The organism is Prevotella sp. P2-180 (assembly GCF_002251435.1).
GTDB lineage: Bacteria > Bacteroidota > Bacteroidia > Bacteroidales > Bacteroidaceae > Prevotella.
Genome location: NZ_NPJI01000067.1, coordinates 134,415 through 147,603, shown reverse-complemented (window position 1 = coordinate 147,603; position 13,189 = coordinate 134,415). Strand labels below are relative to the sequence as shown.

Annotated in this window: 13 protein-coding genes; 9 read left to right on the top strand and 4 right to left on the bottom strand. The window is 47.7% G+C overall.

Annotated features, from left to right (window positions below; genetic code table 11):
- Window positions 1–14: 14 nt before the first annotated feature.
- On the bottom strand, window positions 15–305 hold the full coding sequence (locus CIK98_RS09800; protein WP_094384052.1) for a DciA family protein: 291 nt from the start codon (window positions 303–305) through the stop codon (window positions 15–17).
- Window positions 287–1,393, bottom strand: a complete 1,107-nt coding sequence (locus CIK98_RS09795; protein ID WP_094384051.1) for a DNA replication/repair protein RecF — start codon at window positions 1,391–1,393, stop codon at window positions 287–289. The genes CIK98_RS09800 and CIK98_RS09795 overlap by 19 nt, the downstream gene beginning before the upstream one ends.
- Before the next feature lie 147 nt (window positions 1,394–1,540).
- Between CIK98_RS09795 and CIK98_RS09790 the strand changes: the two genes are divergently transcribed.
- The 6 genes from CIK98_RS09790 to CIK98_RS09765 all read left to right on the top strand — a co-directional run bounded on the left by CIK98_RS09790 (window position 1,541) and on the right by CIK98_RS09765 (window position 7,499).
- The gene (locus CIK98_RS09790; protein WP_094384050.1) at window positions 1,541–2,218 is read left to right on the top strand and encodes a tol-pal system YbgF family protein; all 678 of its coding nucleotides are present in this window, start codon (window positions 1,541–1,543) and stop codon (window positions 2,216–2,218) included.
- Window positions 2,218–2,688: a 6,7-dimethyl-8-ribityllumazine synthase gene (gene ribH / locus CIK98_RS09785; protein ID WP_094384049.1), complete on the top strand. Its 471-nt coding sequence runs from the start codon at window positions 2,218–2,220 to the stop codon at window positions 2,686–2,688. The genes CIK98_RS09790 and ribH overlap by 1 nt, the downstream gene beginning before the upstream one ends.
- Before the next feature lie 5 nt (window positions 2,689–2,693).
- A complete protein-coding gene (locus tag CIK98_RS09780; protein WP_094384048.1) occupies window positions 2,694–3,455 on the top strand; it encodes an exodeoxyribonuclease III in 762 nt (253 codons plus the stop codon).
- 142 nt (window positions 3,456–3,597) lie between these two features.
- Window positions 3,598–5,631 (top strand): cytochrome c biogenesis protein CcdA, encoded by a 2,034-nt coding sequence (locus tag CIK98_RS09775; protein ID WP_094384047.1) that lies wholly within the window; start codon window positions 3,598–3,600, stop codon window positions 5,629–5,631.
- Between the two features lie 3 nt (window positions 5,632–5,634).
- Window positions 5,635–6,924 carry a serine dehydratase subunit alpha family protein gene (locus tag CIK98_RS09770; protein WP_094384046.1) on the top strand — a complete coding sequence of 430 codons (1,290 nt, stop codon included), beginning with the start codon at window positions 5,635–5,637 and terminating at the stop codon, window positions 6,922–6,924.
- An 89-nt stretch (window positions 6,925–7,013) separates the two neighbouring features.
- Window positions 7,014–7,499, top strand: coding sequence for an Lrp/AsnC family transcriptional regulator (locus CIK98_RS09765; protein ID WP_094384045.1), 486 nt, complete (start codon window positions 7,014–7,016; stop codon window positions 7,497–7,499).
- Window positions 7,500–7,591: 92 nt separating this feature from the next.
- Here the strand turns inward: CIK98_RS09765 and CIK98_RS09760 are convergent, their stop codons facing one another.
- Window positions 7,592–8,443, bottom strand: coding sequence for an ABC transporter permease (locus tag CIK98_RS09760; RefSeq protein ID WP_094384044.1), 852 nt, complete (start codon window positions 8,441–8,443; stop codon window positions 7,592–7,594).
- Between the two features lie 109 nt (window positions 8,444–8,552).
- Entirely contained in the window at window positions 8,553–9,233 is a 681-nt protein-coding gene (locus CIK98_RS09755) for a ComF family protein (RefSeq protein WP_172409896.1), read from the bottom strand.
- A 199-nt stretch (window positions 9,234–9,432) separates the two neighbouring features.
- On the opposite strand from CIK98_RS09755, the gene CIK98_RS09750 reads away from it, so the two are divergent.
- Genes CIK98_RS09750 through metH form a run of 3 tightly spaced genes read left to right on the top strand, consistent with a single transcriptional unit; the run spans window position 9,433 to window position 13,183 of the window.
- Window positions 9,433–9,942 (top strand): DMP19 family protein, encoded by a 510-nt coding sequence (locus CIK98_RS09750; RefSeq protein WP_094384042.1) that lies wholly within the window; start codon window positions 9,433–9,435, stop codon window positions 9,940–9,942.
- Window positions 9,935–10,414 (top strand): SsrA-binding protein SmpB, encoded by a 480-nt coding sequence (gene smpB, locus CIK98_RS09745; protein ID WP_094384041.1) that lies wholly within the window; start codon window positions 9,935–9,937, stop codon window positions 10,412–10,414. Before CIK98_RS09750 ends, smpB begins: the two co-directional genes overlap by 8 nt.
- Before the next feature lie 24 nt (window positions 10,415–10,438).
- Window positions 10,439–13,183 (top strand): methionine synthase, encoded by a 2,745-nt coding sequence (gene metH, locus CIK98_RS09740; RefSeq protein ID WP_094384040.1) that lies wholly within the window; start codon window positions 10,439–10,441, stop codon window positions 13,181–13,183.
- Window positions 13,184–13,189 lie beyond the last annotated feature (6 nt).

The following is a 13,189-nucleotide window of genomic DNA, read 5'->3' as shown; positions in this document are numbered from 1 at the left end:
CTGGAGGTATCGGCTTACGCAAACCGGATACGGACAATCACTTGGGCTCCCACGTGATTGTTTAGCCGTGCTACATAATAGTCACGCTGCATATACAGTTCCTGTCTGAGTGCCGCACTCGAAAGCCTCACCACGAGAGTCTGGTTTTCGATGTAGACATTCAGAGTGTATCTCGCTATGAAATCGCCAGCCACTTCCGGCCATGCATCTACTATACGCTTTTGCATCAAAGGAGTCTCAAGACCATTGGTTCTGAGATTCTGCATCACCAGTTCCTTTATCGACTTTACTTCTCTCTTAAACATATCTCCCCTTCTTTTACGTCATATATGCAATAGTCATGAGTATATCCCCTAAGTATGTTCTCAAGATGAGCACTCTCCGTATCGGTGATAAAGGTCTGTCCGAAATTGTCGCTCAGAACGATGTCTACAATGCGCCCCACCCTGTCGGCGTCTAGCTTGTCGAATATGTCGTCAAGCAGCAGTATCGGCGTTGTGGCTGATGCCGTGTGTTTCAGAAAGTCGAATTGGGCCAACTTCAGTGCAATGGCAAACGTCTTGTTTTGTCCTTGGCTTCCTTCCTTCTTCAGCGGATGTCCGTTGATGGTAAAGTTCAGGTCATCCCGATGTACTCCATGTAATGAATACCCCACACATCTGTCCTTCATCCTGTCGCGCCTTATTACCTCAATTAGCGGCCCTCGCTGACAGTGTGAGACATATTCCAGCCCAACTTTGTCTTTCGAGTCAGCAATAGTGTTGTGATATGAGTTGAACACTGGAAGAAATTTATCTACGAAATTCTTCCGGGCCTTATAAATGGTTTCACCTTCCACAGCCATCTGTTCTTCCAGTATGTCAAGAAGAGCCGGATCAGGCTCGTCATCAGCCTTCAGCAGTGTGTTTCTCTGCTGAAGCACCTTTGAATATCTTACCAGCGAATCCATATACATTCGGTCATACTGTGATATGACCATGTCCATAAGCCTTCTTCTGTCCTCGCTTTGTCCATCAATTAGGTTTGTGTCCGACGGAGCCACCAGCACAATGGGCAAAAGCCCGATATGGTCTGCAAGTTTTCGATATTCCTTGTTGTTTCTTTTGAAACGCTTCTTCGATCCACGCTTCAATGCACATGCCACTGTTTCGGGCTCACCGTCGTCAGTGGCATATTGCCCCTCAATCATAAAATATGGCTCCTCATGCTTGATGAGCTGTGAATCGATAGGGTTTGATATGCTCCGGCAAAACGACAAATAGTATATTGCGTCAAGCACATTAGTCTTTCCCATACCGTTTCTGCCTACCAGACAGTTCATCTTTGGCGACCATACCACCGTCGCCATTCCGATGTTCTTAAAGTTGACAATTGTGAGCGTTTTGAGAATCATAAGCCTAAAAATTCGCCTTTTTTATGCAAAGTTACGAGTTTTCTCGCCAAAAAACGAAAAAAGTCGATAATAAATTTCAATATCTCCAATAAATTCAGTAATTTTGCCACGAAATTCGGCTTGAAAACAAAATAATATACAATAATAATGGCAAATATCAAAGATCAGAATGGCGCTCAGGTAGTAGAAGAGACTATCAGTGCCCAGGAAGCCTTCTTTGCAAAATACAAGAAGGCCATCGTTTCAGGTGTCATTGCAGTGGTTGTAATCATTGCAGGCATCATCGTTTATAACACCTATGTGGCTGCTCCACGTGCCGACAAGGCCAGCACCATCCTCGCCAAGGGTCAGCAGCTCTTTGGAGAAGAGCAGTACGAAAAAGCCCTCAACGGCGACAAGGCCAACTTCCCTGGCCTTCTCAGCATCGCCAACGAATACGGCAGCACCGAGGCAGGCAACCTTGCAAACCTCTACGCAGGCCTTTGCTATGCCAACCTTGGCAAATGGAACGAAGCAGCACAATATCTTGAAAAGTTTGACTCATGTGACGACTTGATGATCAGTCCTGCTGCTCAAGGTGCTCTGGGTAATGCCTATGCTCACCTCAATCAGCTCGACAAGGCTGTCGACAACCTGAAGAAAGCAGCAGAGAAGGCCGACAACAATAGCCTCTCACCTATTTTCCTTATCCAGGCTGGAGAAATACTCGAAAGTCAAGGCAAGGCAGAAGAAGCACTGAAACTTTACGAGCAGGTAAAGGAGAAGTACTTCAACTCCATGCAGTACCAGACTATTGAAAAATACATTGAACGAGTATCTAAGTAATGGCAACAAAAAACCTTTCGGAATATAATATTGCCAAAGTGCCAGACGCAAGCAACATGTGCTTCGGTATCGTCGTTTCGGAATGGAACGATGAGATAACCGGCGCACTTCTCGACGGTTGTGTCAGCACCCTGGAAAAACATGGTGCCATTCCTGAGAATATTCACGTGAAAACCGTACCTGGCAGTTTCGAACTCATCTATGGTGCCCACCAAATGACACTCAACGACGGATTTGACGCTGTCATCATCCTCGGATGTGTCATACGTGGCGAGACTCCACACTTCGACTATATCTGCCAGGGCGTCACAGCTGGCATTGCACGGCTCAACGCCACCAGTCACACTCCTATAGTATATGGTCTGCTCACCTGCGAAAACGAACAGCAGGCAAAAGACCGTAGCGGTGGACGACTGGGCAACAAAGGCGACGAATGCGCCGTGGTAGCTATAAAAATGGCAAAATTCTGATTCGCATGAGACTGATTTCCTGGAATGTCAACGGCCTGAGAGCCTGTGAGGGAAAGGGCTTCAGCGAGGTGTTCAAAAGCCTCGATGCCGACTTCTTCTGCCTACAAGAGACAAAAATGCAGGCAGGACAGCTCGACCTTCAGTTCGAAGGCTATGAGTCTTACTGGAACTATGCCGACAAAAAAGGATATTCCGGCACTGCCGTATTCACAAGGCTAAAGCCTCTTAAAGTGACATACGGAATAGGCATAGACGAACACGACCACGAGGGACGTGTCATCACTCTCGAAATGAACACGTTCTTCCTCGTCACCGTCTATGTGCCAAACTCACAGGACGAGCTGAAGCGCCTCGACTACCGCATGCGTTGGGAAGACGACTTCCTCAGCTACATAAAGCGGCTCGACGCCATCAAGCCTGTGATAGTTTGCGGCGACCTTAACGTGGCTCACAAGGAAATAGACCTGAAAAATCCCAAGACCAACAGGCGTAACCCTGGTTTCACCGATGAGGAGCGCGAGAAGTTCTCACAATGGCTCGACAGTGGCTTCACCGACACGTTCCGCTTTCTGTATCCAGAACAGGTGACTTACTCATGGTGGTCATACAGGTTCAGGGCCCGGGAGAAGAATACAGGCTGGCGTATTGACTACTTCGTAGTTTCATCCCGCATGAACGACCAGATAGCCGACGCGAAAATCCATACGGAAATCATGGGTAGCGACCATTGTCCAGTGGAATTGGAACTGCAAGAAAAAAACAGTTAAATTCGTTAATTTTTGCAAGAAAACAGACCCACTATTGCCTTTCCTTTGTTTTATTAGTAAATAAGGAAAGGCAATAGTTTTTTTTAATACTAACGCTACTCATAATAATAATAACGACATAACAAAAAAAACTTATTATATAATGAAAAAGGTTTTAACTCTCTTACTAATGTTAGGTCTTTCGTTTGCAGCTTTTGCGCAAATGGTCGACCCGGTGAAATTCTCGTCGAAGCTCGAAATGCTTAAAGATGGCGAGGCCCAAATAGTGTTCACAGGAAAGATCGATGACGGTTGGCATGTCTATTCCACCAACCTCGGCAACGACGGCCCGATCTCGGCTACCTTCAACGCCGTAAAGATGGATGGCGCTGAGCCAGTGGGCAAACTCACTCCAAAAGGACACGAGATTTCCCAGTTTGACAACATGTTTGGCATGAAACTGCGCTTCTTTGAAAAAAGCGTGACATTCGTACAGAAGATAAAGTTCACAAAACCTGAATATAGCATCAACTGCTATCTCGAATATGGCGCATGCAACGACGAGACCTGTATGCCGCCGACAGAAGTGCCTTTTACCGGAAAGGGAAAGAGCCCTGCTGTAGCAGCTTCTGCGGAAAAGCCTAAAGTGGCTGATGCTGCCGCCCCTGCAACCGAAGAAAAAGCAGAGGAGGTTGTAGAAGAAACTACAGCCGACACCGTGGCTGTAGCAGCCATTGAAAACGACAGCGTTGCTGCCGTAGCATCTTCCGACTCAGATCTCTACCGTCCGGTAATCAACGAACTGAAGGCATACGAAGACAATCCAGTGGACAGTTCGTTGTTCTACATCTTCCTTGCAGGCTTCGCCGGAGGATTCCTCGCCCTTCTCACCCCTTGTGTATGGCCAATCATCCCCATGACCGTAAGTTTCTTCCTCAAGCGCAACAAGGAGCGTTCAAAGGCCATCCGCGAAGCTGTGACATATGGTATTTCTATCGTTGTAATATACGTTGTGCTTGGCCTTGTGGTGACATTGCTCTTTGGTGCCAGTGCCCTCAACGCCCTTTCTACCAACGCCATATTCAACATCTTCTTCTGTCTCCTTCTGGTAGTGTTCGCCGCATCGTTCTTTGGTGCGTTTGAAATCACTCTGCCGTCATCATGGAGCAACAAGATTGACGAAAAGTCAGAAAACACAAGCGGTCTTCTGAGTATCTTCCTCATGGCATTCACCCTCACCCTTGTATCGTTCTCCTGCACAGGACCTATCATTGGATTCCTCCTTGTTGCTGTATCGACCCAAGGCAGTATTCTCTCGCCCACAATCGGCATGCTTGGCTTCGCCATAGCACTTGCCATTCCTTTCACACTCTTCGCCATGTTCCCAAGCCTTCTCAAGTCGGCACCGAAGTCAGGCGGCTGGATGAACGTGGTAAAAGTGGTCCTCGGCTTCATCGAACTTGCCTTCGCCCTGAAGTTCCTCTCCGTGGCCGATCTTGCCTACGGTTGGCACATACTCGACCGCGAGGTATTCCTCTGCCTTTGGATTGTCATCTTCGGTCTGCTCGGCATCTACCTCTTCGGTTGGCTCAAGTTTCCTCACGACGACCCTGACCACCGTACAAATGTCCCACAGTTCTTCATCGGTATGATTTCCTTGGCTTTCGCCATATACATGATACCTGGCCTTTGGGGTGCTCCGCTTAAGGCGATAAGCGCCTTTGCCCCACCAATGAACACTCAGGACTTCAACCTCCACAAGTCTGCTGTTGAGCCAAAGTCTCACGACTATGAGGAAGGAATGGCAATGGCTAAGGCAAAGGGCCTTCCAGTAATGATAGACTTCACCGGTTTCGGCTGTGTAAACTGCCGCAAGATGGAGGCAGCCGTATGGACCGACCCACAGGTAGCTTCAGTACTTAACGAGAAGTATGTCCTCATATCACTCTATGTGGACGACAAGACACCATTGGCAGAACCAGTGGTAGTGAATGAAAACGGCCAGCAGCGCACTCTGCGCACCGTAGGCGACAAGTGGAGCTATCTCCAGCGTGTGAAATTCGGTGCCAACACCCAGCCGTTCTACGTACTCATCGACAACGACGGCAACCCGCTTAACGGTAGCCGCTCTTATGACGAGGACATTCAGAAATATCTCGATTTCTTGCAGAAAGGATTAGACAACTATAAAAAGTAAGCCATGCAAGATAAAATCATTCGCGATAGCATCATTAAACTGATCAATAAGGAAGTGGTGCCTGCCATAGGTTGTACAGAACCTATGGCGGTGGCACTCGCCACAGCCCGCGCCGTGGAAGCCCTTGGCTGCCGCCCGACAAAAATCAGCGCACTTCTCAGTGCCAATATCCTGAAAAACGCCATGGGAGTGGGTATTCCCGGAACAGGCATGATAGGTCTCCCTATCGCCATTGCCCTTGGAGCCATCATCGGCAAGTCAGAATACCAACTTGAAGTTCTCCGCGACCTCACGCCCGAAACTCTCGAGGCCGGAAAGAAATACATAGCGGAAAAACGTATCGACATTTCCCTTAAGGAGGGAATAACCGAAAAACTTTACGTTGAAATAATCTGTACCGACAACCAAGGCCGCACCTCAAAGGCCATTATCGCCGGAAGCCATACCAACTTCATCTACGTAAGCTCTCCTGAAGGCATACTACTTGACAAACAGCAAGCTGCAGGGGAAGAGCACGTTGACGATGATATAAAGCTCAACCTTTCCATCGTGTATGAGTTTGCCACCACAGCTCCCATCGAAGAGATACGCTTCATATTGAAGACCAAGGAATACAATATGAATGCAGCGCGTAAGGCAATACTCGGCAACTATGGTCATAACCTCGGAAAGACCATCGACCGTCCACTGGCCCAAGGCATTTTCGGCAAGAGCATCTTCTCACACATCATTGCCCGCACGGCATCTGCATGCGACGCCCGTATGGGAGGAGCCCTCATACCGGTGATGAGCAATAGCGGCAGCGGCAACCAGGGCATCTGTGCCACCAACCCCGTTGCAGTGTATGCCAAAGAAAACGAAAACACGGAAGAGGAGCTCATACGCGCCCTTACGCTAAGCCATCTCACCGCCATATACATCAAGCAAAGCCTCGGCAAACTGTCGGCGCTCTGCGGCTGCGTGGTGGCGTCAATAGGCAGCAGCTGCGGCATCACATATCTTATGGGCGGCGACTACCTTCGAGTATGCCAGTCTGTAAAAAACATGATAGCCAACCTCACCGGCATGATATGCGATGGTGCAAAGCCAAGTTGCGCACTAAAGATTTCGTCTGGAGTGAGCACTGCCATTCTCTCGGCACTGCTGTCGATGGAAGGTAAATGTGTGAGCAGTGCGGAAGGAATTATCGACGATGATGTAGACCGCAGCATACATAACCTCACCAGCATCGGTGCAGATGCCATGAGAGCTACAGACGAAATGGTGCTCAACATAATGACGCATAAATGTTGATTTTTCAGGAAAACGCAAAAAAAACTGATAAATTCATTGTTTTTCGGAAAAAAAACATTACCTTTGCCACCAATAAGATAAATTAAGAAATGGCATATCAGAAAATTGACAAGCTTGACAAGCAAATTCTGCGAATGATAGCAGAAGACGCCCGTGTTCCTTTCCTTGAAGTGGCACGTGCATGTAATGTCAGTGGAGCCGCTATTCATCAGCGCATTCAAAAACTGACAAACATGGGAATACTTAAAGGCTCGCAGTTCGTAATCGACCCGGAAAAAATCGGGTACGAGACTTGCGCTTACATCGGTCTTAACCTGCGCAACCCGGAGAACTTCGACTTGGTGGTTAAAAAACTTGAAGAAATACCTGAAGTGGTAGAATGCCAATATACCACGGGCGACTTCGATCTTTTCATCAAGATATATGCAGTGAACAACCATCACCTGCTGAATATCATCCACGACAAGTTACAACCATTAGGATTGGCACGCAGCGAAACGATAATAGCTTTCAACTCTGTTATCAATCGACAACTGCCTATCGACAACATTCCTGTTGAAGAAGATGAAGACTAAGCGTCATACACTTGATAATGAAAAAAGACCAGAACTCCCGCTTACGGAATTCTGGTCTTTCTTTTTTTCTCTTTCTCAACTCGTCTGCTCAATCATATCACATCCATGAAATTCTTTTGTGTACGATTGAATATCACAATGCCCAAAAGCAGGATTACTACCGTAAAGGAAAGGCTGTATAAAAGATAAGACCACTCAAACACCCCTACCCCGGTAAAGCCATACTTGAACGTCTCGGTGATGGCAGTAAGCGGATTTGCCACAATCAGCCATATCTTGTCGGGATAATTCTGCTTCATGACCGAAAGCGGATAGATGACAGGAGTGGCATACATCCACAACTGGACACCAAACGACACAAGAAAGCGAAGGTCGCGATACTTGGTGGTCATCGAAGAGATTACAAGTCCGAAACCAAGGCCAAGACATGCCAACATCACCACAAGCAAGGGTGTGAGCAGTATACTCCAATTGATGTCAAAACCTCCTAACTCCACACTATAGTAGATATATACAACCAAAAACAGCAGAAACTGTATCCCGAGCTTTATCATGTTTGATATCACAATCGAGAATGGCACGACAAGCCGCGGGAAATACACCTTGCCAAATATCTGCTGGTTGGCGTTGAACGTGTCGGAACATTTGGTCAGACAGTCGGAAAAATAATTCCAACATACCAGTCCTGCAAGATAAAACACAGCCTGCGGCACTCCGTCGGTGGAAATGCCGGCAATGCCGCCAAACACAAACATAAACATCACTGTGGTGAATATTGGCTGAATGAAAAACCATAACGGACCGAGTATCGTCTGCTTGTAAAATGTGACTATATCTCTCTTTACATACATCATCAGCAGGTCGCGATAACGCCAAACTTCCTTTAGGTCAAGACTGAAAAGATGCTTTCTGTTGTCAATAATTGTATCCCATTGCTGTTCCATTACCTTCGCTGTTTTGATTATAGTTGTTTATATTGTGCAAATTTAAAAAAAAACACTGACACTACCGCACGCCACGCTCCATATTTAACATTTTTTGAAACATATAACGTTACAGGGCGGAGGCAAAACCCATGGCAAGCACACTGATTCTTATATTCGGCACAACACGGGCTATCTCCCTGCCACACGACTTCACGGTGGCTCCTGTAGTCACTATATCGTCAATAATTAGAATATGTTTTCCCTCAAGAGCCGACGTATTGCTTGCCTTGAAATTATTTTGCACATTATCTTGCCTCTGTATATAGTCAAGATGGGTCTGGCTGCAATGAAACGACATTCGGGACACACAATGCGTATTAATAGGTATGCCGGTCACTTCACTTACTCCATTCGCAATGCGTTCACACTGGTTATATCCTCTCCAACTTCTTCTTTTCTTTGTCAACGGCATCGGCACTATATAGTCTATACCGTCGAAGAAGTTGCTATCTGATAATATCTTAGCAGCCACACGCCCCAAAAACACACCTACATCTGGATTATTATTGTACTTAAGGCTGTAAATAATGTTCGCCATATCGGTATTTGGCCTGAATCTCATAATAGCTTGGGCCTTTTCAATCGGAATAGCTCCATAAAAAAGCTTTGAGAGATAATTATCTCTGTTGTCATGAAACAACGGATTGAAAGGTTTATACAAAAAGCATACACTACACACAAACTCCTCAGCCGACGATAGTCGTCTGCCGCATATCAGGCAATGGCGAGGCAGAATGTAATCGGCCATGTCGTGTAGCAAATCATGTACAGACCTGAATATTTTGGGCCCCAAAAATGAAGCAATACCTTTTCCAAACTTTTTCATACCACAAAATTAAGAGTTTTCTTGAAAAAAAACGAAATAATACGTAGAAAAAGGAAAAATTGAAGGCGATTTCTTTGTTTTTCGCATTAAAAAACGTAACTTTGCACAAACTTTATATGATATGAAAGAAATATTTGTAAAAGACTCCGAACTGCGAAAGGCAGCTCAAGAGGGAATGGATGAATTTGTCGGTGTGTTCTACAATGCCATATCCGATGCCGTGGGAGGACAACTCACAGCAGAAAACATGGCAGAGCTTAACGCCGACCAACTCACGCTTTGGGGATTCCACGCCCTTCACGAGGAAGTTATGGACGGAGGATTTGTACAACTTATCCACAACGGCTACGGCGACTTCATTTTCCTCAACCCGTTTGCAAAGGCTATAAAGGACTGGGGACTTCGCGACCTGTCGAAAATGATATACGACGTGAAACGCCTCTACTGGAAATACAAGGATGAGATAATGCGCGACTGTTCTGACGACGAATTCATGCAGATGTTTGAAAAAATGCCGGAATTCGACGACTACGATGATAGCTTCGTGGAAAATGAGGAACAGTGGACTGCCCTTGTGGCGGAATATATTGACAACAACATTGAAAAGTTTGCAACCATAAAAGATGAATAAAGACGAACTGAACATAAGGAAAAAAAGCCCAGTGAACATACGCAACAAAAAGGCTTCTTTCGAATACTTCTTCATCGAGACTTACACGGCTGGCATTGTGCTCACCGGCACGGAAATAAAGTCAATAAGACTCGGGAAGGCATCGCTCGTTGACACCTTCTGCTTCATCACCAACGGTGAGATATGGGTGAAAGGCATGAACATCAGCACTTATTTCTACGGCTCTTACAACAATCATGAGGCTAAACGCGACAGAAAGCTACTGCTAAACCGTAAGGAAATACAAAAACTTGAAAGTGCCACAAAACAAACCGGCTACACCATCGTTCCGCTGTTAGTGTTTATCGACCAAAACGGACGGGCCAAAATGGACATCGCCCTCTGCAAGGGTAAAAAGGAATTCGACAAGAGACAAACCCTCAAGGAAAAAGAAGACAGAAGGGAAATGGACAGGGCGATGAAACACTATTGATAAGGAGATGCAGATTATTGAATTATGAACATTAGAGATATAATAAAACACAGGATAATGGTGCTCGACGGCGCCATGGGAACGATGATTCAGAAATACTCCCTCACGGAGAATGACTTCCGGGGAACCAGGTTTGCCGACTCTGCTGTTGAAATGAAAGGCAACAACGATATGCTGAACATAACCAGGCAAGACGTCATCGAGGATATTCACAGAAAATATCTAGTAGCCGGAGCCGACATCATATCCACTAACACCTTCAGCAGCCAACGCATATCACAGGCCGATTACGCACTGGGAGAATATAGCCGTGAGATGGCTTTCGAAGGCGCAAGGATAGCACGACGGGTGGCTGACGAGTTCTCTACAGACGAAAGACCAAGGTTCGTGGCCGGTTCTGTCGGACCGACAAACAAGACGTGCTCCATGAGCCCCGACGTAAGCGATCCCGCAAAACGCGACATCACATACGACCAGCTATTCGACGCTTACAGAGAACAGATGGAAGGACTGATAGAAGGCGGAGCTGACATCATTCTCATAGAGACCATCTTCGACACACTGAACGCCAAGGCTGCCATCGACGCCGCCACCTCCACCATGCAGCGACTGCAAAAAGACCTGCCCATAATGGTGTCGGTCACTGTCAGCGACCTCGCCGGACGAACACTGAGCGGACAGACCCTCGACGCCTTCATGGCAAGCGTTGGCTCCTACCCTATCTTCTCCATCGGACTCAACTGCTCTTTCGGAGCAAGACAGATGAAACCGTTCATAGCCGAACTGGCACGAAAAGCTCCTTGGTATACCAGCGCCCATCCTAACGCAGGACTGCCCAACTCTATGGGCCTTTATGACGAAACGGCTGAGAGCATGGCACCCCAAATAGCGGAATTAATCGACGAGGGACTGGTGAATATCGTGGGAGGATGCTGCGGCACCACCGATGAGTTCATTGTACGGTATGCCGACCTCGTAAAAGGGAAGACTCCACGCGAGCCTAAGCCACAACCCGAGACCATGAGGCTCAGCGGTCTCGACATGCTCGACGTCACTCCAGAAGTGGGATTCGTCAACGTGGGCGAACGCTGTAACGTGGCAGGTTCAAGAAAGTTCCTGAGACTGATAAAGGAGAAAAACTACGAAGAAGCCATTGGCATTGCACGAAAACAGGTGGCCGACGGGGCACAGGTGATAGACATCAACATGGACGACGGACTGCTCGACGCACAAGAAGAGATGACCACATTCCTGAAACTCATAGCTGCTGAACCCGATGTCACACGCGTCCCCGTAATGATCGACTCTTCGAAATGGGAGGTTATAACAGCTGGACTGAAATGCGTACAGGGAAAGAGCATCGTCAACTCAATCTCTTTGAAGGAAGGAAAGGACACCTTCGTCAGCCACGCCCGCGATGCCATGCGCTACGGGGCAGCTGTGGTGGTGATGTGTTTCGACGAGAAGGGACAAGCCACCACCTTCGAACGGAGAATCGAGATAGCCGAACGAGCATACCGCATTCTTACACAGGAGGTTGGCATGAATCCGCTCGACATCATCTTCGACCCCAACGTGCTTGCTATTGCCACAGGTATGGAGGAACACAACGCATACGCGGCAGACTTCATACGTGCCACGGAATGGATACGCCAAAACCTTCCGGGAGCACACGTCAGCGGCGGTGTGAGCAATCTCTCGTTCTCTTTCCGCGGCAACAACTATATCCGCGAAGCCATGCACGCCGTGTTCCTCTACCACGCCATAGCCAAAGGCATGGACTTCGGCATTGTCAACCCTGCCACAAAAGTGCTCTACAGCGACATTCCCGCCGACGAACTCACAGTCATCGAGGATGCCATTCTCAACCGCACTCCCGATGCCTCCGAGCGACTCATAAGCCTTGCGGAAAAACTGAAGGCTGAAGCAGACAGCCACAAGGACAACACCGCAGCTGCCGACAACCACGAGGAGAAATGGCGGTCAGAACCTCTCGAACAGCGCCTGGCATACGCACTTATAAAGGGTATTGCCACGTATCTCGACACCGACCTCCACGAGGCACTCGACAAATACCCCAAGGCTGTCAGCATCATCGAAGGACCGCTCATGGACGGCATGAACACCGTGGGCCAGCTCTTCGGTAGCGGAAAGATGTTCTTGCCACAAGTAGTGAAGACAGCACGCACCATGAAACAGGCTGTGGCTATACTCCAGCCATACATCGAGGCACAGAAGGAGGAAGGCACCACCAAGGCTGGAAAGGTGCTCATCGCAACCGTAAAGGGCGACGTGCACGACATCGGCAAAAACATCGTGGGAGTAATCATGGCATGCAACAACTACGAAGTGATAGACATGGGAGTGATGGTGCCTGCCGAACAGATAGTGAAAAAGGCCATGGAAGAAAAAGTGGACATCATCGGACTTAGCGGACTCATCACACCGAGTCTGGAGGAAATGGTGAACGTGGCTAAGGAAATGGAAAAAGCTGGACTGCGACTGCCCATAATGATTGGAGGTGCTACAACTAGCGAGATGCATGTGGCACTGAAAATCGCTCCCGTGTACAGCGGACCCGTAGTGTGGATGAAAGACGCCTCGCAAAACCCGCTCATGGCGTCACAACTGCTCAACGGCGATGAGGAAGAAACGCTCAAACTAAGCCTCGACAAAAAATACAGTCTCATGAGAGACGAGTATCTGTCACACCAAACACCATTGGCAAGCCTTGAGGAAGCAAGAAAGAACAAACTCCAACTCTTTTAACATTAT